Source organism: Pseudomonas sp. Pseusp10 (assembly GCF_059492225.1).
In genome coordinates, this window is the sequence record NZ_CP168528.1 from 6059647 (window position 1) to 6080768 (window position 21122).

Here is a 21122-nt window from a genome sequence, read left to right on the forward strand (position 1 = left end):
GAGAGGCGCAGCTAACTGATTCTTTTGGAGAGGCGTTGTATTTGGGGCTAGCCCCACGACCAGGCCGAGAACAACAAAAAACTGTCTTAAGACAGAGCCTGTACTGGTTGGATCGAAAGATCACTGCAATTCAGCGACCAAAGCAATCCGTTTGCTCTTGGCTCCCGATTGGGAGGGTCATGAAGGAAAGCTTCATGACGAGGGCACTCAACAAAAACAAGAAGCCCGAAACCAAAAATAAAAATAGAGCATGCAACTACTTCTTGGGGAGCTTCGGCTCCCCTTGTGGTTTCTGCGATTCAAGCCCCCCCATACCCGCTTCCTGTACCTGTACCTGTACCTGTAGGAGCGAGCTTGCTCGCGAATAACCTGAAGGCGCAGTTGGGAATCTGGCTGAACGCGTCATCGTTCACGTCCATCGCGAGCAAGCTCGCTCCTACGGACCTACAGCTCATATCTGCTGTGTCCTACACCATCCCCCGACTAAATGCTAGAATCCCCGCCCATCATGCGGTCATTCTTCTGTTATGGCCGAATATTCCTTCAAACAGTGCATCCCATGCTGAAGAAGCTGTTCCAGTCATTCCGTTCTCCCAAGCGTCCTACGCAACACATTCGCAGCACGCCTGAAGTGCTCAACAGCGGCCAACATTCGCTGCAGAAGGCGCAATTCAGCCGTTACGCGGTGAATATCGTTGAACGCCTGCAGAGCGCCGGTTATCAGGCTTACCTGGTTGGCGGTTGCGTGCGCGACATGCTGCTGGGTATCACACCGAAAGATTTCGACGTTGCCACCAGCGCCACACCCGAGCAGGTACGGGCCGAATTCCGTAACGCGCGAATCATCGGGCGCCGGTTCAAGCTGGTGCACATCCACTTCGGCCGCGAAATCATCGAAGTCGCGACCTTCCGCGCCAATCACCCGCAGAACGAAGACGAGGAAGACAGCAACCAGTCTTCGCGCAACGAAAGCGGGCGCATCTTGCGCGATAACGTCTACGGGACCCTGGAAGAAGACGCGCAACGTCGCGACTTCACCATCAATGCCCTGTATTACGATCCGGTCAGCGAACGCATCCTCGACTACGCCAACGGCGTACACGACATCCGCAACCACCTGATCCGCCTGATTGGCGATCCGACGCAACGCTACCAGGAAGACCCGGTACGGATGCTGCGGGCCGTGCGTTTCGCCGCCAAGCTGAACTTCGGCATCGAAAAGCACAGCGCCCTGCCGATCCGCGGCCTGGCGCCGATGCTGCGCGAAATCCCGTCGGCCCGCCTGTTCGAAGAGGTGCTCAAGCTGTTCCTCTCCGGCCATGCCGCCGATACGTTTGAAATGCTGGTCGACCTGCAGTTGTTCGATCCACTGTTCCCGGCCAGCGCCGAAGCACTGGAATACAACCCGACGTACACCCACACCCTGATCAGCGAAGCGCTGATCAACACCGACCTGCGGATCAAGCAGAACAAACCGGTCACCCCGGCGTTCCTGTTTGCAGCCCTGCTCTGGCCTGCCCTGCCGGCCCGCGTCTTGCGCCTGCAGGAGCGTGGCATGCCGCCGATTCCGGCGATGCAGGAAGCGGCACACGAGCTGATTGCCGAACAGTGCCAGCGGATCGCTATTCCGAAACGCTTCACCATGCCGATCCGCGAGATCTGGGACATGCAGGAACGCCTGCCGCGCCGCAGCGGCAAGCGTGCCGATCTGTTGCTGGACAATCCGCGCTTCCGTGCCGGTTACGACTTCCTTCTGCTGCGCGAGAGTGCAGGCGAGCAGACTGACGGCCTCGGCGAATGGTGGACCGACTATCAGGACGCCAATGAAAGCGAGCGCCGCGACATGATCCGCGACCTCAGCGGTAAGGAAGACGGCACCGGCGCCCCGCGCAAGCGTCGCCGCAGCGGCGGCTCCAAGCGCAAACGCGCCGCCGGCGCTTCGAGCACCACGGGCGAGTAATCCATGGAACGCATCTACATCGGCATGGGCAGCAATCTGGCTGACCCTGCCGAACAATTGCGCAGCGCCGTCGAGGCGCTGGCGCAATTGCCACAATCGGAGCTGGTCGGGGTTTCTGCGTTTTATCAAAGTGACTCGCTGCTACCCGGACAACCACGCTACACCAATGCGGTGGCCGCTCTCGACAGCACGCTGGCAGCGCTGGACTTGCTCGATGCCTTGCAGGCCATCGAAAACGGCCAGGGTCGCGAGCGCCTTGAGCGCTGGGGGCCGCGTACGCTAGACCTCGACATATTGCTGTTCGGTGATCGTCTGATCGACGAACCGCGCCTCAAGATTCCCCATTACCACATGCAGGAACGGGCCTTCGTGCTGTATCCGCTGGCGGAATTGGCACCTGCGGATCTGCGACTGGCCGATGGCCGGACCTTGGCCGAACTGCTCAAGGCATGCCCGTTCGTCGGCCTGGAACGCCTGCCCCCGAACTGACCCACCCCCCCTGTGGGAGTGGCGGTGCGGCGATCCGACTTGCTCGCGAAGACGATTTAACATTCAACATAAAAATTGACTGTCAGGCCGCTTTCGCGAGCAAGCCCGCTCCCACATTGGTTTTGTGTCGAGCACAAGATCTGCTGCTGAATCGCATCAGTTACCCCGGTAACACCCCACCCGTAACAATGCGGTAACACACGCAATTGACTTCCCTCGTTCTCCTCACGACTATAGGCGTCCCGCTGCCGCCAACACGGTGTTCAAGGGCGCAATCCAGGCCTTAAAAGCACGACAACAGAACGTGCGCCTGTATTTAACGAAGAATCACGCGCGTTACTCGCAGTAGTTTCCACAGCGCCTGAATGAGGAACTTTTCATGCCAGCCATCACCCTGACCACACTGCAAGGTCTGAAGCAAAAAGGTGAAAAGATCACCATGCTGACCTGCTACGACGCGACCTTCGCCCATGCCTGTAATCAGGCCGGCGTCGAAGTGCTGCTGGTGGGCGACTCCCTCGGCATGGTTTTGCAGGGCCACGACAGCACGTTGCCTGTCACCACCGCAGAAATGGCTTATCACGTGGCCGCCGTCAAACGCGGTAACAGCGATGCCCTGATCCTCGCCGACCTGCCTTTCATGGCCTACGCCACCACCGAGCAAGCCATGACCAACAGCGCCCAGTTGATGCAGGCCGGCGCGCACATGGTCAAGGTTGAAGGAGCGTTGTGGCTGGCCGATTCGATCCGCCTGCTGGCCGAGCGTGGCATCCCTGTCTGCGCGCACATGGGCCTGACCCCGCAATCGGTGAACATCCTCGGCGGCTACAAGGTCCAGGGGCGCAACGAAAACCAGGCGCGGCAGATGCGTGCCGACGCAATTTCCCTGGAGCAGGCTGGCGCGGCAATGCTGCTGCTCGAGTGCGTCCCGAGCGAACTGGCAGAAGAAATCACCCAGGCGGTGAAGATTCCGGTGATTGGTATTGGCGCCGGCAATCGCACGGATGGCCAGGTGCTGGTTCTGCACGACATGCTGGGGCTGTCCATTACCGGCCGCGTGCCAAAATTCGTGAAAAACTTCATGACTGGCCAGACCAGCATTGAAGCTGCACTGAATGCCTACGTGACTGAAGTCAAGGCGGCGACTTTCCCTGGGATCGAACACGGATTCTCTGCATGAACACTGTAAAAACCGTACGCGAACTGCGGGCCGCCGTGGCCCGTGCCCGTAGCGAAGGCAAACGCATCGCCTTTGTACCGACCATGGGCAACCTGCACAGCGGCCACGTTGCGCTGGTGACCAAAGCCTCTCAACGGGCGGACTTCGTGGTCGCGAGCGTTTTCGTCAATCCGCTGCAATTCGGCGCTGGCGAAGACCTCGACAAGTACCCGCGCACCCTTGCCGCCGACCAGGAAAAACTGCTCCAGGCCGGTTGCCATTTGCTGTTTGCCCCCTCTGTTGAAGAGATGTACCCCGACGGCATGACCGGCCAGACCCGTGTCAGTGTCCCGCAATTGTCCGAAGGACTGTGCGGCGCCAGCCGTCCGGGGCATTTCGAAGGCGTGGCGACGGTGGTCAGCAAGCTGTTCAACATGGTCCAGCCGGACCTGGCGATTTTCGGCGAGAAAGACTTCCAGCAACTGGCGGTGATTCGCGCGCTGGTACATGACCTGAACATGCCGATCCAGATCATCGGTGAGCCGACTGTACGGGCGGCCGATGGCCTGGCGCTATCGTCGCGCAACGGCTTCCTCAACGAAGAGCAGCGCGCTGTGGCACCGGTGGTCTACCGCACGCTGAATGTGATCAGCGAGGCGATCAAGCAGGGCGAACGCGATTACCCGGCGCTGATCGGCACACAGATCAAACAGCTCGAAATGGCTGGCCTGCGTCCTGACTATCTGGAAATCCGCCATGCACTGACCCTGCGCCCGGCAACGGCGCAGGATCGTGACCTGGTGATTCTGGTGGCGGCGTTCCTCGGTACGACGCGGTTGATCGACAACCTGCACCTGAACCTCGACGCGCCCGTCTAAACACCAAAAAACCCTGTGGGAGCGGGCTTGCTCGCGATAGCGGACTGTCAGCCAGCACACCTGTTGAATGTCAGGCCCTCATCGCGAGCAAGCTCGCTCCCACAGTGGGACTTCTGTGCCCAAACAGACTGTATTGCCGCCCACAAACCCTTCGGGCAAACTGCCCGCCGTTCGATTCCGACCTGGGAAACACTCATGCACGCCATCATGCTCAAAGCCAAGCTGCATCGCGCCGAAGTCACCCACGCTGTACTCGATTACGAAGGCTCCTGCGCCATCGACGGTGAATGGCTGGACCTGTCCGGCATCCGTGAGTACGAACAGATCCAGATCTACAACGTCGACAACGGCGAGCGCTTCACCACCTACGCCATCCGCGGCGAAGAAGGTTCGCGCATGATCTCGGTCAACGGTGCCGCCGCGCACAAGGCCAAGGTTGGCGATCGCGTGATCATCTGCGCTTACGCACACTACAGCGAAGCCGAACTGCTCAACTTCAAGCCGCGCATGCTCTATATGGCGCCGGGCAATGAACTGAGCCATACCAGCAACGCCATTCCGGTCCAGGTCGCCTGATCCGAGTCCTGTCTCTTCCGTTTGTCGGACCGCTCCTGACTTCGATGTTAAAAAAGTACCGGAAACAGGTCAGACAAAGTCAAGACAGATCATTGCGCGGGGTTTACTGTATTCGCCCTGCGCCATGAAATCGTGTCGACGCAGTTGACCGGAACGCCCCCCCATAGCGCTCCGGGATTTTTAGTGTTCAAAAGGCCGTTCAAGTAAAAAGGAAACCCGCAGCGATGGCGTACTACCGCACTCCTCACGACGTTACCGCTCTGCCTGCCTGGCAAGCGTTGAATGACCACCGCCAAGCCATGCAGGATTTCAGCATGCGCGAGGCCTTCAATGCCGATCCGCAGCGTTTCACTCAATTCACCCTCAGCAGCTGCGGTCTGTTTCTCGACTACTCGAAGAACCTGATCAACGCCGAGACCCGCAATCTGCTGGTGGGCCTGGCCAACGAAGTCGACCTCAAGGGCGCGATCAAGTCGCTGTTCGACGGCGAAATCGTCAACTCTTCCGAAGGTCGTCCAGCCCTGCACACCGCTCTGCGCCGCCCGGTCGGCGACAAGCTGTCGGTCAATGGCGTCAACGTGATGCCGGAAGTGCACAAGGTGCTGAACCAGATCACCGACCTTGTCGGCCGTATCCACGATGGTCTGTGGCGCGGTTACACCGAGAAGCCGATCACCGACGTGGTCAACATCGGCATCGGCGGTTCCTTCCTCGGCCCGGAGCTGGTGTCCGAAGCCTTGCTGTCCTACGCCCAGAAAGGCGTGCGTTGCCATTACCTGGCGAACATCGACGGTAGCGAGTTCCACGAACTGACCATGAAGCTGCGCGCCGAGACCACGCTGTTCATCGTCTCGTCGAAATCCTTCAACACCCTCGAAACCCTGAAGAACGCCCAGGCTGCCCGTGCCTGGTATCTGGCCCAGGGTGGTTCGGAAGCCGAGCTGTATCGTCACTTCATCGCGGTATCGAGCAACAACGCCGCCGCCGTAGCGTTCGGCATCCGCGAAGAGAACATCTTCCCGATGTGGGACTGGGTCGGCGGGCGCTACTCGCTGTGGTCGGCCATCGGTTTGCCGATTGCCCTGGCCATCGGCATGTCCAACTTCAAGGAGTTGCTGTCCGGTGCCTACACCATGGACCAGCACTTCCAGAGCGCGCCGTTCGAACAGAACATGCCGGTGCTGCTGGCCTTGCTCGGCGTGTGGTACGGCAACTTCTGGGGCGCGCAAAGCCACGCGATCCTGCCGTACGATCACTACCTGCGTAACATCACCAAGCACCTGCAACAGCTGGACATGGAGTCCAATGGCAAGAGCGTGCGCCAGGACGGCAAGCCAGTGTCCACCGACACCGGGCCGGTGATCTGGGGCGGCGTCGGCTGCAACGGTCAGCACGCCTATCACCAGTTGCTGCACCAGGGCACCCAATTGATCCCGGCCGACTTCATCGTGCCGATCGTCAGCTTCAACCCGGTGTCCGACCACCACCAGTGGCTGTACGCCAACTGTCTGTCGCAGAGCCAGGCGCTGATGCTCGGCAAGACCCTTGCCGAGGCCGAAACCGAGCTGCGTGACAAAGGCATGAGTGACGCCGACGTGCAGAAACTCGCGCCGCACAAGGTGATCCCGGGCAACCGTCCGAGCAACACCCTGGTGGTCGAACGCATCAGCCCGCGTCGCCTCGGCGCACTGGTGGCGATGTACGAACACAAAGTCTTCGTGCAAAGCGTGATCTGGGGCATCAATGCCTTCGACCAGTGGGGTGTGGAACTGGGCAAAGAGCTGGGCAAAGGCGTCTACAACCGTCTGGTCGGCAGCGAAGAAACCCCGGCCGAGGACGCCTCGACCCAAGGGCTGATCAATTACTTCCGTGGTCGTCACCGCGGTTGATTTGAAGCCTGCCCACAAAGTGTGTATTGAGTACAAACTTTGTGGGCAACCAATATCCAATGTGGGAGCGGGCTTGCTCGCGAAGACGGTGGTTCAGTCAACCAGAATGTTGAATGTACCGGCCTCTTCGCGAGCAAGCCCGCTCCCACAGTTGTTTTGCATCCGACTTGAACCCATTGACCTCTCGGCGCATCTTTATCTTTGTCGCAAAACAAGAATAAGGAACCGTCATGTTCGATATCAGCAAGTTCCCCAAAGCCGATGCCGTCCGCCGGGCTGCACAATTGAGTCAAGACGACTATCAGCGCCTGTACCGCGAATCCGTCGAACACCCCAGCTCCTTCTGGGCCGAACAGGCCACGCGTTTTCTCGACTGGAGCGCGCCCTGGGAAACCGTCCAGCGCTACAACCTGAAAACAGGTGAGGCCAGCTGGTTTGCCGGTGCGCAATTGAACGTCAGCTACAACTGCATCGACCGGCACCTGGAGAAACGCGGCGATCAGGTCGCCATCATCTGGGAAGGCGACAACCCTGCCGACTCCACATCGATCACCTACAAAAAACTGCATGAAAACGTCTGCCGCCTGGCCAACGTGCTGAAAAGCCGTGGCGTGAAAAAAGGCGACCGCGTGTGCATCTACATGCCGATGATTCCCGAGGTGGCCTACGCCATGCTGGCCTGCACCCGCATTGGCGCGGTGCACTCGGTGGTGTTCGGCGGCTTCTCCCCGGACTCGTTGCGTGACCGTATTCTCGACGCCGACTGCCGCACCGTGATTACCGCGGACGAAGGCGTGCGTGGCGGCAAGGTCGTGCCACTCAAGCAGAACGTCGACAAGGCGCTGCAAAGCTGCCCGGACGTGAGCACCGTGCTGGTGGTCGAGCGTAGTAAAGGACAAGTGAACTGGGTCGAAGGACGGGACATCCAGTATCAGCAGGCCCTGCGCGATGCCAGCGCCGATTGCCCGCCCGAACCGATGGACGCCGAAGCCCCGCTGTTCATCCTCTACACCTCCGGCAGCACCGGCAAACCCAAAGGCGTGTTGCACACCACCGGCGGCTATCTGCTGCAAGCAGCGATGACCTTCAAGTATGTGCTGGACTACCGCGACGGCGAAGTCTTCTGGTGTACCGCCGACGTCGGCTGGGTCACCGGCCATAGCTACATCGTCTACGGCCCGCTGGCCAACGGCGCGACCACGCTGATCTTCGAAGGCGTACCGAGCTACCCGAGTACCTCGCGCTTCTGGCAGGTGATCGACAAACACAAGGTGAACATTTTCTACACCGCCCCGACGGCGCTGCGCGCACTGATGCGCGAAGGCCCCGAACCGTTGAAGCAAACATCTCGCACCAGCATCCGGCTACTCGGTACGGTCGGCGAACCGATCAATCCGGAAGCATGGGAATGGTACTTCCATGAGGTCGGCGAAGAGCGCTGCCCGATCGTCGATACCTGGTGGCAGACCGAAACCGGCGGCATCATGCTCAGTCCTTTGGTCAGTGCACGGCGGATCAAACCCGGTTGCGCCACACAACCGATGTTCGGCGTGCAACCGGTGCTGCTCGACGAGCAAGGCAGGGAAATCAAAGGCGCCGGCAGCGGTGTACTGGCCATAAAGTCCAGCTGGCCGGCGCAGATCCGCAGTGTCTATCGTGACCCCCAGCGCATGGTCGACACCTACTTCAAGCCCTACCCCGGCTACTACTTTACCGGTGACGGCGCTCGGCGCGATGAGGATGGCGACTACTGGATCACCGGGCGCATCGACGATGTGATCAACGTATCCGGCCACCGTATCGGCACCGCCGAAGTGGAAAGCGCGCTGGTGCTGCACGAGAGCATCGCCGAGGCCGCTGCGGTCGGTTACCCCCACGACATCAAGGGTCAGGGCATCTATGTTTTCGTCACGCCCATGAACGGCGTCGAAACCAACGATGAACTGAAGAAAGAATTGCTGGCCCTCGTCAGCCAGGAAATCGGCAGTTTCGCCAAACCGGACTTGATCCAGTGGGCGCCGGCCTTGCCGAAAACCCGCTCAGGCAAGATCATGCGGCGCATTCTGCGCAAGATCGCCTGCAATGAACTGGACAGCCTGGGTGATACTTCGACCCTGGCTGACCCGAGCGTGGTGCAGGGCCTGATCGACAAACGCCTGAACCGGTAACGTACTGCCCTCTGTAGGAGCGAGCTCGCTCGCGATGAACTCAGGCGCGCCGCGTATATTCAGGAAATACGCGTTATCGTTAACGTCCATCGCGAGCGAGCTCGCTCCTACAGAACCTATTGAGTTGCCATGGAATTCATCCGCACCCGCATCGAAACCCAGATCATGAGCCTGAGCGGATTGTCCCTGGGCAAACTCGACCTGGAAAACCCCAAGGGCGACCCCGGGCTGTTCGGGCCGGACTCGGTGAGCTGGCAAGTCCATGGTGATTTCAGCAGCATGCTGATCGGTGGCATCAGCGCCCTGATGCTGCAGGCCCTGCACCCGCTGGCATTGGCCGGGGTCTGGGACCATTCGAACTTTCGAGAAGACATGCTCGGCCGCTTGCGCCGCACCGGGCAGTTCATCTCAGGCACCACGTTCGGTTCTCGACAGGACGCCGACTGGCTGATCGAAAAAGTCCGCACCATCCATTTGCAGATCACTGGCACGGCACCGGACGGACGCGCCTACGCCGCCAGCGATCCCGAATTGCTGACGTGGGTGCACGTGGCAGAAGTCAGCAACTTCCTGGCCGCGCATTTGCGCTATCGCAACCCGCACCTGTCCCTGGCCGATCAGGATCGCTACTACGCTGAAATTGCCCTGATCGCCGAGCGACTCGGGGCCCGGGATGTGCCCCGCTCGCGGCAGGAAATTGCCGACTACCTTGAGCGCATGCGTCCACAGTTGCTGTGCGACGAACGCAGTCGGGAAGTCTTGCGCCTGTTGTTGAACGCCCCCGCCCCCAGCCGCCTGGCCAAGCCTTTCGGTGGTTTGATGATGCAGGCCGGGATCGATCTGCTGCCGGACTGGGCCAGCGATATGCTCGGCGTCAGCCAGAACCCGCTGCAACGCAAGCTGATCCGCGCCAGCGTCAATCGCAGTGCGCCGATGCTGCGCTGGGCGGTGCGTAACGGATCGGTGCAGCGGGCGAAGCGGCGGATGGGGATTACTTAGAAAGAACAAAGATCAAAAGCTTCGCGAGCAAGCCCGCTCCCACATTGGATCTATGTCGAATGCAGGTTTTATGTTCACAGAAAATCCGATGTGGGAGCGGGCTTGCTCGCGAAGGCCGCGCCTCGGTCCCGCGCCAAAACTGTTAAACTCCCGCGCCCAATTCTCTCCTGCAAGGCGCCCAGCATGTCTTCCTTGAATCAGGCGCTGCGCGCCGCCCTCGATCAACGCCAAGACCTGCTCGCCGAACTGCACCAGCAAGGCACCGATTGCTATCGCCTGTTCCACGGCAGCCAGGAAGGTGCCGGCGGGCTGACCATCGACCGCTACGGTCCGCAACTGATGGTGCAGAGCTTCCACCAATCGCTGTTGCGCGAGGAACTGCTGCAACTGCACGAAGCGATCAATCAACATCTAGGGTTTGACACCCTGCTGGTCTACAACGACCGCTCCCGTGGCAATTCGCGCATCGATCGCGAAGACATCGTCTACCGCGCCGACGAAGCCGCCCTGCAAGATCTGGTCGGCCACGAATGGGGCCTGAACTATCGGGTGCGAGGTCGCCATGCCGGACAGGACCCATTGCTGTTCCTCGACCTGCGCAATACCCGCGGCTGGGTAAAGGATCACAGCAAGAACAAAAGCGTGCTGAACCTCTTCGCCTACACCTGTGGTGTCGGCCTCAGTGCCGCCGCCGGTGGCGCACGCGAGGTGTGCAACCTGGACTTCGCCGAAGGCAACCTGGCGGTCGGTCGGGAGAACGGTGTACTCAATCCGCAGTTGCCGACCATGGAATTTATCCAGTCCGACTACTTCCCGGCCATTCGCCAACTGGCCGGCCTGCCGATCAGCCAGCGTCGCGGGCAAAAACTGCCGAGCTATCAGCGCCTGGAGCAGCGCCAGTACGATTTGGTACTGCTGGACCCTCCGGCCTGGGCCAAGAGCGCATTCGGCACCGTCGACCTGCTGCGCGACTACCAGAGCCTGCTCAAACCGGCCCTGCTGACCACCGCTGATAACGGTGTGCTGATCTGCTGCAATAACCTGGCGAAAGTCAGCATGGACGACTGGCGCGAGCAGGTTTTGCGTTGCGCAGAGAAGGCCGGGCGGCCGGTGCGTGAGTGGAGCGTGATGAAGCCAGGCGCCGACTTCCCGTCGATGGATCAGCAACCACCGCTGAAAACCCTGATTTTGCAGCTCTGAGCGCTGTGGGAGAAATCTTGAATTTCCTGAACAGGCCGATCACTTCGGAACCGGAAACGCGTGCCATACTCCAACGCACTCCGAATCAGACAGATGACGCCGCACATGTACAAAGGATTGATTCGCGCCATCGGCGCCTTGTTGACTGCTCTGGCCCTCTACAGCTTGCTGGGTTTTCTGATTTTACCGGGTGTCGCGTTGCGCGTTGCCAACCAGCAACTGGCCAACTACGCCACCATCCCCGCCACGATCCAGCGGATCGAATTCAATCCGTTCAGCCTTGAACTGACCCTTTGGGGCTTGAACATCGGCGAGCCCGGCAAGGAGCAGGTCGCCTTCGAACGCCTGTACGCCAATCTGCAATTCGACAGCCTGTGGACCAAGGCGGTGCACCTGTCCGATGTCGAACTGGACAAGCCAAAGACCGAAATCCTGTTCAGCAAGGACGGCCAACTCAATCTGCTTGGGCTGTTCAAGCTGCCAGCGAGCGAACCCACACCCGCCGACCCGAATGCCAAGCCGTTTCCGCTGCGCATCGAGCGGATCAAACTGGCGGGCGGCGCCGTACACTTTGAAGATGCCCGGCCCAGTGAGCCCATCGAGTTTCTCTACGACACACTCGATTTCGAGCTGAAGAACCTCAGCACCCTGCCCGATGACAGCGCCGACATGACCCTGGTGGCCGTCGGCCCCAATGGCGGACAGATCGACTGGACCGGCAACTTCAGCCTGATCCCGATCGCCTCCGAAGGTAAGCTGAAAATCACCGATGGCAAGATGAAAGCCTTCTGGCCCTATGTGCGCGATGCCGTGCCACTGGACCTCGAAAACGGCGTCATGAGCATCAGTACCGACTACAAGTTCAACCTGGCCAAGGAAACCGAGCTGCTGCTGAGCAATCTGGCAGTCAACATCGCACCCTTCGCAATCAAGGCCCCGGATGGCCGGCCACTGGTGAAGCTTGAGCGCCTGGACGTCAGCGAAACCACAGTGGATCTGGCCAAACAGCAAGTGGTGGTCGGCAAGATCCGCAGCAACAAACTGGAAACCTGGGCCGCGCTGGAATCGGACGGCCAACTCGACTGGCAGAAACTGTTCGCCAGCCAACCGTCAAAACCTGCTGCCAAAGCCAAGGCGGATGCCGAACCGGCCAGTGCTCCGGCGGCGGCAGATTCACCGAAGCCTGAACCGGCCGCGCCAGGCAAACCCTGGCAGGTGCTGCTCAAGGACGTGCAGTTGCGCAACTACCAGGTGCATCTGGCCGACCGCAAGGCTCAACCCGCCGTCGCCCTGGAATTGAGCCCGCTGAACCTCGACCTGCAAAACTTCGACAGCCTCAACGGTTCACCCTTTACCCTCAAGCTCGATACCGGCGTGGGCAAGCAAGGCAAGATCATGGCCGACGGCGAGGTCAACCTGGCCCCGGTCAGCGCCAGACTGAAGGTACAGACCAAGGATATCGACCTGCGGGTTGCCCAGTCCTACATCACGCCGTTCATTCGCCTGGAACTGCGCAGCGGCATGCTCGGCAGCGATCTGGCGGTCGACCTGAAAAGCACCGAGCCCCTGGCCTTCAACGTCACCGGCCGCGCCCAGGTCGATCAGTTGCATACCCTGGACACTCTGAAGACCCGCGACTTTCTCAAGTGGCAACAGGTCGTGGTCGAAGGCCTGAACTATCAGCATGGGGACAGCCTGTCGATCGACAAGATCAACCTGTTCCAGCCCTATGCGCGTTTCATGATCAACGATGATCGCACCACCAACATCGATGACCTGCTGATCCCGCAACCGGCGGACTCCGGGGAAAAACCGGCGGCGAGCAAACCGGCCAGCAATGAAAAACCGTTGGGCATCCACATCGGCGGCATTTTCATCAATGATGGTTCGGCCAACTTCGCCGACTTCAGCCTGACCCCGAACTTCGCCACCGCCATCCAGCAACTCAACGGGCAGATCGGCACCATTGACAGTCGCCAGCCGAAACCGGCCGGTGTCGACGTCAAGGGCAAGGTCGATCGCTATGCGCCGGTGACCATCAAGGGCTCGGTCAATCCGTTCGACCCGATGGCCAGCCTCGACATCGCCACCAGCTTCAAACGCGTGGAACTGACCACACTGACGCCCTACTCCGGCAAATTCGCTGGCTACCGTATCCGCAAAGGCCGGCTCAACCTCGACCTGCACTACCAGATCACCAAGGGCCAGCTCAAAGCTGAAAACAAAGTGGTGGTCGAACAACTGCAACTGGGTGAAAAAGTCGATAGCCCGGATGCCGTGAGCCTGCCGCTGAAATTGGCGATTGCCTTGCTCAAGGACGTCGATGGCAAGATCTCCATCGAACTGCCGGTCAGCGGCGACCTGAACAACCCTCAGTTCAGCGTCATGCCGATTATCTGGCAAACCCTGCGCAACCTGATCGTCAAAGCCGCGGCAGCGCCGTTCAAACTCATTGGCGGACTGGTCAACGGTGGTGGCTCGGAAGACCTGGGCAGCGTTTCATTCGCAGCCGGTTCCAGCGACCTGAGCAAGGACGCTGAAGGCGCCCTGGACAAACTGTCCAAAGCGCTCAAGGAACGCCCGGCCCTGCGCCTGGAAATCGAAGGCACCGCCGCCCAGAGCAGCGATGGCCCGCTGATCGCCGAACAACGCCTGGAGCGTGAATACCAATACAACTACTACAAAATGCTCCAGCGTCGCGGCGACAAGGTCCCGGCCCAGGCGTCGTTGCTGGAAGTGCCGGAAGGGGAAAAAGGCCCTCTGCTCGAAGGCATCTACCGCACCCGCCTGAAAACCCAACCCCCTGCCGAATGGAAGGACCTGGGCAAGGAAGAGCGCACAGCGAAAATGCGTGGCGAGGTGATCAAGTTCTGGAGCTCCAGCGACGTGCTGTTGCGTCAACTGGGCCAGGAACGCGCCAGCAGCATCAAGGATTATCTGGTCGACAAGGCCCAGCTGGAAGATGACCGTGTGTACTTCATCGACGCCAATCTGGGGGAGGCGCAAAGTGACGGCCGCGTAGTGACACCGATGCATCTGGATGCCGAGTGATGATTCGGCGGCTGGCAGGCCTGGTTCTGGCGCTATCCGCCAGTCAGGCCTGGGCGGCCGATACCTTGCGCTGTGGCAGCCAATTGATCAGCGTCGGCGATCGCTCGAGTGAGGTCCTGCAGAAATGCGGCGAGCCGGTCAGCCGCGACTTGCTGGGTTACAAGCGCAGTGCCGATCGGCGCGAGGAGTTCCAGGTCGAGGAATGGACCTACGGACCCAATGGCGGGATGTATCAATACTTGCGGTTCGAAGGTAACCGGCTGAAGCAGATCACCAGCAAACGCGGAAACTGAAGCCGTCACCTATTCACGTGAACACCACTCAATGTGGGAGCGAGCCTGCTCGCGATGACTGTCTTTCAGGCAACATTGATTTCGACTGTTCTGACACCATCGCGAGCAAGCTCGCTCCTACAAATTGATTTGCGGTGCTACACATGGAACAGGCCCCGGCAAAAATGCGCGGGGCCTGTGGTGGCCAGATCCTGTGGGCCGTTCGCATGAACGCTCAGGTTGCAACAGACGTATGGCTCGGCCCGTCTATCGCGCCCTCTCCCGGTCCAGGCGAGAAGCCTTGCCTTACTCGGCTTTGAGGCCGTCAGCGGAGACCGCCTTGACGCCTTTGATTTTCTTGGTGATGGCCACAGCCGTATCTTTTTGCATTTCGGTCACGGCGGTGGTCGACGACAGCGATACCACGCCTTTGTTGGTTTCAACCTTGATGTCGCTACCTGGAATGCCTTTTTCGGTCATAAGGTCGGCTTTGACTTTGGTGGTGATCCAGGTATCGGAAGTAGCTTCTGTAGCCTTGGTCATTTCACCCGCCGCCAGGGTCATTGGAGCCTGGGTGGCTTGAGTGGTCTGGGCGAATGCCGCGTTTGCCATGGTCAGGGTCAACGCGGTAGCAGTAGCGGCAGCAATAGCGAACTTCTTCATACGAGTAACTCCTGTTTTTCTGGAAAGTCTGCCGGTTGTCTTGTCGGCAGGGTTACCAAGGATATTGCGAACGCTGTGCCAACTTTTAAGCAGATATAAAATCTTTAAAATCAATAAGTTATAAAATTAGCTAATCCCCGGAATCATGCAAAATGCACGAGACGCAGAAACGCTGCATGCAAGTTGCGGGTTTGTGGAAAGTTCCTAAGGTGCTGAATTTCTGAGCTTTCCCTGTAGCTTTAGATAACCAGCCGACAAACAAAAAACCTCGCAATGGCGGTACCGCTACGCCTTCCTTGTAGCAGCTGCCGAAGGCTGCGTCCGGCTGCGCAGCAGTCGTAAAATCAAAGTTCGCGGTACGTCAGAGAGATCGTGAAAGCCGGATTTACGACTGCTGCGCAGCCGGACGCAGCCTTCGGCAGCTGCTACAGATTGCGTTGTGGCTTAACTGATCGGCATTACGCAATGGCGGGGACTTGATTCAGCTATTCATGTCGCAGGACCGGAACACCCTTTAGGCAAATAATCCTGGGATACGGTGCCTTTACACGACCAGCCTTTAGTTTCGTTCCGTGTCAGGGTGACGGTTTTGCCCACGACCACCCCCGGGGCATTCTGCAACGTACAAACGATTGATCCCGCCCCTTCTGGCGTTGAAGCCGTCACTGACAGGGCGCAGTGGTTAGTCGATGTCGCGCCGGCGGGCGCCACGTTGGCAATTGTCGGGGTGTCCCCCTGGTTGATCACATCCTCGAACGGCACCTTCATTGCTGTCAGTTCGGCCAGCGCCGCCGTGACTTTGGCCCGAGCCTGGTATTTGGAATACATCGGCAGACCCAGTGTTGCCAGGATCCCGATGATCGCCACCACGACGAGCAACTCGATCAGGGTAAAACCTTTTTGATTGTTCATGTACAGGCTCCATGCATGAGTCGAAGGCTCATGATCTGCCCCATGGCAGCACAGCCTGTGCCAACGCCAAAGCCCCTATTGGCTGGGGCCGTAGCGGCCGCAAAGCCCGGCCCTACTACCGGGATCAGCACTAACTGACGTTTTTTGTCACCTCACCCTTGCGGGTTTGGCTCAGTCGTTTGACTAGGCTATAAGAGCAATTCAACCGGATTACCCAGGACTGAACATGACGGTCAAGGCAACGAAAATCAGCGTGTATGCATGGGAAGGCATCGACCGCAAAGGTACAAAGGTAACCGGCGAGCTCAGCGCTCAAAACCCGGCGCTGATCAAGGCGAAACTGCGCAAGCAAGGCATCAATCCCGGCAAGGTTCGCAAAAAAAACCATTCGCTGTTCAACATGGGCAAGCGCATCAAGGCCCAGGACATCGCCCTGTTCACCCGGCAAATGGCGACGATGATGAAGGCCGGCGTGCCGTTGTTGCAGTCGTTCGACATCATCGGCGAAGGCTTCGACAATCAGGCCATGCGCAAGCTGGTAGACGAACTGAAACAGGAAGTCGTGGCAGGCAACAGCTTTGCCGCCGCCCTGCGCAAGAAGCCCCGGTATTTCGATGAACTGTATTGCAACCTGGTGGATGCCGGCGAGCAGGCCGGTGCTCTCGACACCCTTTTGGAGCGGGTCGCGACCTACAAGGAAAAAAGCGAAAGTCTCAAGGCCAGGGTCAGGAAAGCCATGACCTACCCGCTGGTGGTGGTGTTCGTCGCGGCGATTGTCACCGGGATTCTGCTGGTCAATGTAGTGCCGCAGTTCGAGTCGGTGTTCAAAGGCTTTGGCGCCGAACTGCCGGCTTTCACCGTGATGGTCATTGGCCTTTCGCAATTCATGCAGGCCTGGTGGTGGACGGTCCTTGGCGCGCTGACCGCGATGGCCTTCGGTATGCGCCACGCCTTCAAGACTTCCCCGGCCTTTCGTGACCGCATGGACACCTGGCTGCTGAAACTGCCGCTGGTGGGCACCCTGATGCACAAGTCCGCCGTGGCCCGGTTCGCCCGTACACTGTCGACCACTTTCGCTGCCGGCGTGCCACTGGTCGAGGCCCTGGAATCAGTGGCCGGCGCGACCGGCAATATCGTGTTCAAGCGCGCGGTATTGCGCATCCGGCAAGACGTTTCGACCGGCATGCAATTGAATTTCGCCATGCGTACCTGCGGCGTCTTTCCGAACATGGCGATACAGATGACGGCCATCGGCGAAGAGTCAGGGACCCTGGACGCCATGCTCGACAAAGTCGCGGGATTTTACGAAGAAAACGTCGATAACATGGTCGATAACCTCACCAGCCTGATGGAACCGTTCATCATGGTGGTGCTGGGTGTTATCGTCGGTGGACTGGTAGTTGCCATGTACCTGCCCATCTTCCAACTCGGCTCAGCGATCTGACATGCCCTTGAATGAAATCCTGATTCACTCTGCGCTGGCCTTTGTCCTTCTCGCAGGCATCACCGGCCTGTTGGTCGGCAGCTTCCTCAATGTCGTGATCTGGCGCCTGCCGAAAATGCTCGAACGCGACTGGCGTGAGCAGGCCCATGACATTCTCGGGCTGCCTGGCGAAACGCCGCTGCCGACCTACAACTTGATGCTGCCCCACTCCCAGTGCCCGCACTGCGGTCACCGAATCCGCGCCTGGGAAAACATCCCGCTGCTCAGTTATGTGTTTTTGCGCGGCCGCTGTTCAGCCTGTGCAGCAGCGATCAGCCCGCGCTATCCGTTGACCGAACTGGCTTGCGGGCTGTTGTCGGCGTTTGTTGCCTGGCACTTCGGCTTCGGTTGGCCCGCCGGCCTGGTGCTGATCCTGAGCTGGGGTTTGCTGGCGATGAGCCTGATCGACGCCGAACATCAGATATTGCCGGACGTACTGGTGCTGCCGTTGATGTGGCTGGGGTTGATCGTCAACAGTTTCAGCCTGTTCGTGTCGCTGCACGAGGCGTTATGGGGTGCGATAGCCGGTTACACCCTCCTGTGGTCGATGTTCTGGCTATTCAAGCTGATCACGGGCAAGGAAGGCATGGGCCACGGTGATTTCAAGCTGCTGGCGATGCTGGGCGCCTGGGGTGGCTGGCAGATTTTGCCACTGACCATTCTGCTGTCCTCGCTGGTAGGGGCCATTATCGGGCTGATTACCCTGCGCTTGCGCAATGCAAAAACTTCAACGCCGATCCCTTTCGGCCCCTATCTGGCCATTGCCGGCTGGATTGCCTTGCTCTGGGGTGGTCAAATAACCGACCTCTATTGGCAGTTTGTCGGTTTGAAATGAATACCCCTGTGGAAAAACCCTGGATTCTCGGCCTGACCGGCGGCATCGGCAGCGGCAAAAGTGCGGCTGCCCAACACTTCATCGATCTGGGCGTGCATGTGGTCGACGCCGATCATGCCGCTCGCTGGGTAGTTGAACCTGGCCGCCCGGCACTGACAAAAATCGCCGAACACTTCGGCCCCGGCGTGTTGCAATCCGACGGGCAACTGGACCGCGCTGCGCTTCGCAAGTTGATCTTCGAGGTTCCCGAAGAACGCCGCTGGCTGGAGGCCCTCCTGCATCCACTGATCGGCGAGGAAATCGCTCACCACCTGGCGCTGGCAAAATCGCCTTATGCAATTCTGGTTTCGCCGCTGCTGATCGAGTCCGGGCAATACGCCATGACCCAACGGGTGCTGGTGATCGATGCGCCCGAACAATTGCAGATCGAACGCACCCTGCAACGTGACCAGACCAGCGAGCAGCAAGTCCAGGCGATCCTCAAGGCCCAGTCCAGCCGCCAGGATCGCGTGAGCCATGCCGACGACGTCGTGGTCAATGACCGCGACCTTGCCTGGCTGAACAGCGAGGTCGAACGCCTGCATCACTTTTATCTTTCTTTGCGTGGAGGCCAGTCATGAGCCAACCAACAACCGTCGAATGCCCAACCTGTGGCGCCCCCGTGGAATGGACGGCCGAGAGTAAATTCCGACCATTCTGCTCCGACCGCTGCAAACTGATCGACCTGGGTGCCTGGGCGTCCGAAGAACACAAGATTCCAGTGCCCCCCGATGCCGAGGACGAGATGTTCAGCGGCGACTTCGACCCGCGTCATTGATCCCGACTGCGGCGATTTCAGGCCTTGATCCGGATCAAGGCTTGGGGTCGTCGTCTTTCCACGGTGCCGAGAGGTAGCGGGTGCGGTTGAACGTCTCCAGCCATTCCGGGCAGAACACCACCAGCGCACTGACCACCATGCCGTTGATAAACGCCTCGGGAAAGATGATCAGCCACAGGTAACCGACAAAATCCTCGAGCCAGTACGGCATGGCAAACAACTCGTCGTACCACAACACCGTGAGCGCCAGCACCAGACACAGCAACGCCGAAAGTGCCGCGGCAAAGAAACCGGAGACGAAGATATACACGAAGAGGTTTTTTGGCTGCGCACGCTCTACCAGAATCGCGCAGCATTCAGTGACCAGTACCGGCAACAGAATGAACAGCGCGCCATTCACTCCCATCGCCGTAAGGTCCTGACGCCCCAGCAGCACCAGCCCCGCTTGCGCCACCAGCCCGCCGACGATCGCCAGTGGCCAGTCCAGCAGCAGGGTCACCGCCGTCATGCCGATAAAGTGATATGAAACGCCAGTATCGAAATCCCGCCGCACCAGCCACAGCAGAAACAGCGAAAATACCGTCCCGAACAGCAAATGCTGGCGCCGACTGTCGGTGAACAACTCAACCCATGGGGCGCGGCAGACCGCCCAGATCAGCACTGGCAGGTAAATCAGCCAGCCGACTGACAGCGTTTCCAGTGTCAGCAGCTCTGCACCAATCATGTGGCCAATCCTCTGTCCTTCACCGCAGACTCCCTGGTTGTTCAGGCCCGATACCCGGCAGTCTACTACGGCGGCAAAGTTGCTCCAGCCGATGCAAAGCTTTCTGCTTGTCGCAATTGAACGCTAAGCTTGGGCCTATGGATGACTCAGATTATTTACGCCTGCTGACCATCGCCGCCGAGCAGGCCAACGCATTCCTGTCCAATGCCCGCAAATGGGAGCGTGAGCGTTGGGTTTGCCAGCGCCTGCTGCAAGGCTTGAATATTCCCTATCGTGCCGATGAATTTGCCCCCGCCGGGGAGCCACCGGATGTGTTGTTTCGCGATGCCAGTTTCGAGGTGTTCTTCGTGCTCGACGAAGGCCGGCGCCTCAACGATGAATGGCGCAACGAACTGCAAAGGCGCCGCAGCGCGTTTTCCCTGAGCCAACTGGTGCGCCGCGAAGCCAAGCCCCGGCGCATACCGGCCAATGAGTTTTTGCTCAGACTGGCGCCGACCTTGCGCAAAAAGGCGCACAACTACAAAGAACGCGGCATGGATCTGGGTGAGCTGGACATCATTGCCTTCGCCAGCCTCAAACGCGAAGTGCTGGACCTCAACAGCCATTTCCCGCCGCCGACCGAATACCTGCGCCAGGGCTGGCGTTCGCTGTCATTGGTTGGGCCGACATTTGCCCGCGTGCTGTTCGCCCATCCGGATGCACCGGACTTCCTGCGCAGCAACCTGGGGCGCAGCATTGTCTTTGACGTCGGGATCAGCCTTTGAGCCTCGAGCCTTTCCCCGGTCAGCAGCTAAGCTCCGTTCACAGCTGAATAATTTCCCTGTAGCTTCTACACACTCAGCAACGTCTACCCCTGACGAGGCCCGATATGACCAGCCGCCTGAACCCCGACGACCAGAAGCATGTCGAAGAGTACCTGCAACTGTCCCAGCACCGAGTCGAGCGCCGGCCATTCCGGCCGTGGATGCTCCTGGTGCTGGTGCTGGCAGTGACCATTGGTCTGGGCCTGTTGAGCCGACTTATCAGTTACCTGACGCTATGAGCTGC

20 protein-coding genes are annotated in these 21122 nt (G+C 59.5%); 17 read left to right on the top strand and 3 right to left on the bottom strand.

Annotated features, from left to right (window positions below; genetic code table 11):
* Window positions 1-559 precede the first annotated feature (559 nt).
* The 11 genes from ACEN8Z_RS27530 to ACEN8Z_RS27580 all read left to right on the top strand — a co-directional run bounded on the left by ACEN8Z_RS27530 (window position 560) and on the right by ACEN8Z_RS27580 (window position 14662).
* Window positions 560-1960 (top strand): polynucleotide adenylyltransferase PcnB, encoded by a 1401-nt coding sequence (locus ACEN8Z_RS27530; RefSeq protein ID WP_008004495.1) that lies wholly within the window; start codon window positions 560-562, stop codon window positions 1958-1960.
* A gap of 3 nt (window positions 1961-1963) precedes the next feature.
* Window positions 1964-2449: a 2-amino-4-hydroxy-6-hydroxymethyldihydropteridine diphosphokinase gene (gene folK, locus ACEN8Z_RS27535; protein ID WP_495596271.1), complete on the top strand. Its 486-nt coding sequence runs from the start codon at window positions 1964-1966 to the stop codon at window positions 2447-2449.
* A gap of 379 nt (window positions 2450-2828) precedes the next feature.
* Entirely contained in the window at window positions 2829-3629 is an 801-nt protein-coding gene (panB, locus tag ACEN8Z_RS27540; RefSeq protein WP_008004491.1) for a 3-methyl-2-oxobutanoate hydroxymethyltransferase, read from the top strand.
* Window positions 3626-4486, top strand: a complete 861-nt coding sequence (panC, locus tag ACEN8Z_RS27545; RefSeq protein ID WP_008004489.1) for a pantoate--beta-alanine ligase — start codon at window positions 3626-3628, stop codon at window positions 4484-4486. The genes panB and panC overlap by 4 nt, the downstream gene beginning before the upstream one ends.
* Window positions 4487-4681: 195 nt before the next feature.
* A complete protein-coding gene (gene panD / locus ACEN8Z_RS27550; protein ID WP_003228271.1) occupies window positions 4682-5062 on the top strand; it encodes an aspartate 1-decarboxylase in 381 nt (126 codons plus the stop codon).
* A gap of 224 nt (window positions 5063-5286) precedes the next feature.
* The gene (pgi, locus tag ACEN8Z_RS27555; protein ID WP_008004485.1) at window positions 5287-6951 is read left to right on the top strand and encodes a glucose-6-phosphate isomerase; all 1665 of its coding nucleotides are present in this window, start codon (window positions 5287-5289) and stop codon (window positions 6949-6951) included.
* Window positions 6952-7181: 230 nt separating this feature from the next.
* Complete coding sequence (acs, locus tag ACEN8Z_RS27560; protein WP_495596272.1) at window positions 7182-9119, top strand: acetate--CoA ligase; 1938 nt, start codon at window positions 7182-7184, stop codon at window positions 9117-9119.
* A 129-nt stretch (window positions 9120-9248) separates the two neighbouring features.
* On the top strand, window positions 9249-10118 hold the full coding sequence (locus ACEN8Z_RS27565) for an oxygenase MpaB family protein (RefSeq protein ID WP_495596273.1): 870 nt from the start codon (window positions 9249-9251) through the stop codon (window positions 10116-10118).
* Between the two features lie 183 nt (window positions 10119-10301).
* Window positions 10302-11318: a class I SAM-dependent rRNA methyltransferase gene (locus tag ACEN8Z_RS27570; RefSeq protein WP_495596274.1), complete on the top strand. Its 1017-nt coding sequence runs from the start codon at window positions 10302-10304 to the stop codon at window positions 11316-11318.
* 93 nt (window positions 11319-11411) lie between these two features.
* On the top strand, window positions 11412-14369 hold the full coding sequence (locus ACEN8Z_RS27575; RefSeq protein ID WP_495596275.1) for a DUF748 domain-containing protein: 2958 nt from the start codon (window positions 11412-11414) through the stop codon (window positions 14367-14369).
* On the top strand, window positions 14369-14662 hold the full coding sequence (locus ACEN8Z_RS27580; RefSeq protein ID WP_108231261.1) for a DUF2845 domain-containing protein: 294 nt from the start codon (window positions 14369-14371) through the stop codon (window positions 14660-14662). The genes ACEN8Z_RS27575 and ACEN8Z_RS27580 overlap by 1 nt, the downstream gene beginning before the upstream one ends.
* 285 nt (window positions 14663-14947) lie before the next feature.
* Here the strand turns inward: ACEN8Z_RS27580 and ACEN8Z_RS27585 are convergent, their stop codons facing one another.
* Entirely contained in the window at window positions 14948-15304 is a 357-nt protein-coding gene (locus ACEN8Z_RS27585; RefSeq protein WP_007990383.1) for a BON domain-containing protein, read from the bottom strand.
* A gap of 489 nt (window positions 15305-15793) precedes the next feature.
* Window positions 15794-16216, bottom strand: coding sequence for a pilin (locus tag ACEN8Z_RS27590; RefSeq protein ID WP_108231259.1), 423 nt, complete (start codon window positions 16214-16216; stop codon window positions 15794-15796).
* 226 nt (window positions 16217-16442) lie between these two features.
* Between ACEN8Z_RS27590 and ACEN8Z_RS27595 the strand changes: the two genes are divergently transcribed.
* The 4 genes from ACEN8Z_RS27595 to yacG are packed head-to-tail and all read left to right on the top strand — an operon-like array spanning window position 16443 to window position 19351.
* Entirely contained in the window at window positions 16443-17660 is a 1218-nt protein-coding gene (locus ACEN8Z_RS27595; RefSeq protein WP_495596276.1) for a type II secretion system F family protein, read from the top strand.
* Between the two features lies 1 nt (window position 17661).
* The gene (locus ACEN8Z_RS27600; protein WP_495596277.1) at window positions 17662-18534 is read left to right on the top strand and encodes a prepilin peptidase; all 873 of its coding nucleotides are present in this window, start codon (window positions 17662-17664) and stop codon (window positions 18532-18534) included.
* Window positions 18531-19154: a dephospho-CoA kinase gene (coaE, locus tag ACEN8Z_RS27605; protein WP_495596278.1), complete on the top strand. Its 624-nt coding sequence runs from the start codon at window positions 18531-18533 to the stop codon at window positions 19152-19154. Before ACEN8Z_RS27600 ends, coaE begins: the two co-directional genes overlap by 4 nt.
* A complete protein-coding gene (yacG, locus tag ACEN8Z_RS27610; protein WP_218432541.1) occupies window positions 19151-19351 on the top strand; it encodes a DNA gyrase inhibitor YacG in 201 nt (66 codons plus the stop codon). Before coaE ends, yacG begins: the two co-directional genes overlap by 4 nt.
* Window positions 19352-19385: 34 nt before the next feature.
* Here yacG and ACEN8Z_RS27615 read toward each other — a convergent pair whose 3' ends face one another.
* Window positions 19386-20075, bottom strand: a complete 690-nt coding sequence (locus ACEN8Z_RS27615) for an energy-coupling factor ABC transporter permease (protein WP_495596279.1) — start codon at window positions 20073-20075, stop codon at window positions 19386-19388.
* 137 nt (window positions 20076-20212) lie between these two features.
* Between ACEN8Z_RS27615 and ACEN8Z_RS27620 the strand changes: the two genes are divergently transcribed.
* Together ACEN8Z_RS27620 and ACEN8Z_RS27625 are read left to right on the top strand one after the other, a co-directional pair.
* The gene (locus ACEN8Z_RS27620; protein ID WP_007996391.1) at window positions 20213-20839 is read left to right on the top strand and encodes a DUF1780 domain-containing protein; all 627 of its coding nucleotides are present in this window, start codon (window positions 20213-20215) and stop codon (window positions 20837-20839) included.
* 104 nt (window positions 20840-20943) lie between these two features.
* Window positions 20944-21117: a DUF3094 family protein gene (locus ACEN8Z_RS27625; RefSeq protein WP_007996394.1), complete on the top strand. Its 174-nt coding sequence runs from the start codon at window positions 20944-20946 to the stop codon at window positions 21115-21117.
* Window positions 21118-21122 lie beyond the last annotated feature (5 nt).

What these genes read in the sequence shown, in the direction of transcription:
- ACEN8Z_RS27530 (WP_008004495.1), top strand. Translation starts at nt 560, where the DNA reads ATGCTGAAGAAGCTGTTCCAGTCATTCCGTTCTCCCAAGCGTCCTACG.
- folK (WP_495596271.1), top strand. Translation starts at nt 1,964, where the DNA reads ATGGAACGCATCTACATCGGCATGGGCAGCAATCTGGCTGACCCTGCC.
- panB (WP_008004491.1), top strand. Translation starts at nt 2,829, where the DNA reads ATGCCAGCCATCACCCTGACCACACTGCAAGGTCTGAAGCAAAAAGGT.
- panC (WP_008004489.1), top strand. Translation starts at nt 3,626, where the DNA reads ATGAACACTGTAAAAACCGTACGCGAACTGCGGGCCGCCGTGGCCCGT.
- panD (WP_003228271.1), top strand. Translation starts at nt 4,682, where the DNA reads ATGCACGCCATCATGCTCAAAGCCAAGCTGCATCGCGCCGAAGTCACC.
- pgi (WP_008004485.1), top strand. Translation starts at nt 5,287, where the DNA reads ATGGCGTACTACCGCACTCCTCACGACGTTACCGCTCTGCCTGCCTGG.
- acs (WP_495596272.1), top strand. Translation starts at nt 7,182, where the DNA reads ATGTTCGATATCAGCAAGTTCCCCAAAGCCGATGCCGTCCGCCGGGCT.
- ACEN8Z_RS27565 (WP_495596273.1), top strand. Translation starts at nt 9,249, where the DNA reads ATGGAATTCATCCGCACCCGCATCGAAACCCAGATCATGAGCCTGAGC.
- ACEN8Z_RS27570 (WP_495596274.1), top strand. Translation starts at nt 10,302, where the DNA reads ATGTCTTCCTTGAATCAGGCGCTGCGCGCCGCCCTCGATCAACGCCAA.
- ACEN8Z_RS27575 (WP_495596275.1), top strand. Translation starts at nt 11,412, where the DNA reads ATGACGCCGCACATGTACAAAGGATTGATTCGCGCCATCGGCGCCTTG.
- ACEN8Z_RS27580 (WP_108231261.1), top strand. Translation starts at nt 14,369, where the DNA reads ATGATTCGGCGGCTGGCAGGCCTGGTTCTGGCGCTATCCGCCAGTCAG.
- ACEN8Z_RS27585 (WP_007990383.1), bottom strand. Translation starts at nt 15,304, where the DNA reads ATGAAGAAGTTCGCTATTGCTGCCGCTACTGCTACCGCGTTGACCCTG.
- ACEN8Z_RS27590 (WP_108231259.1), bottom strand. Translation starts at nt 16,216, where the DNA reads ATGAACAATCAAAAAGGTTTTACCCTGATCGAGTTGCTCGTCGTGGTG.
- ACEN8Z_RS27595 (WP_495596276.1), top strand. Translation starts at nt 16,443, where the DNA reads ATGACGGTCAAGGCAACGAAAATCAGCGTGTATGCATGGGAAGGCATC.
- ACEN8Z_RS27600 (WP_495596277.1), top strand. Translation starts at nt 17,662, where the DNA reads ATGCCCTTGAATGAAATCCTGATTCACTCTGCGCTGGCCTTTGTCCTT.
- coaE (WP_495596278.1), top strand. Translation starts at nt 18,531, where the DNA reads ATGAATACCCCTGTGGAAAAACCCTGGATTCTCGGCCTGACCGGCGGC.
- yacG (WP_218432541.1), top strand. Translation starts at nt 19,151, where the DNA reads ATGAGCCAACCAACAACCGTCGAATGCCCAACCTGTGGCGCCCCCGTG.
- ACEN8Z_RS27615 (WP_495596279.1), bottom strand. Translation starts at nt 20,075, where the DNA reads ATGATTGGTGCAGAGCTGCTGACACTGGAAACGCTGTCAGTCGGCTGG.
- ACEN8Z_RS27620 (WP_007996391.1), top strand. Translation starts at nt 20,213, where the DNA reads ATGGATGACTCAGATTATTTACGCCTGCTGACCATCGCCGCCGAGCAG.
- ACEN8Z_RS27625 (WP_007996394.1), top strand. Translation starts at nt 20,944, where the DNA reads ATGACCAGCCGCCTGAACCCCGACGACCAGAAGCATGTCGAAGAGTAC.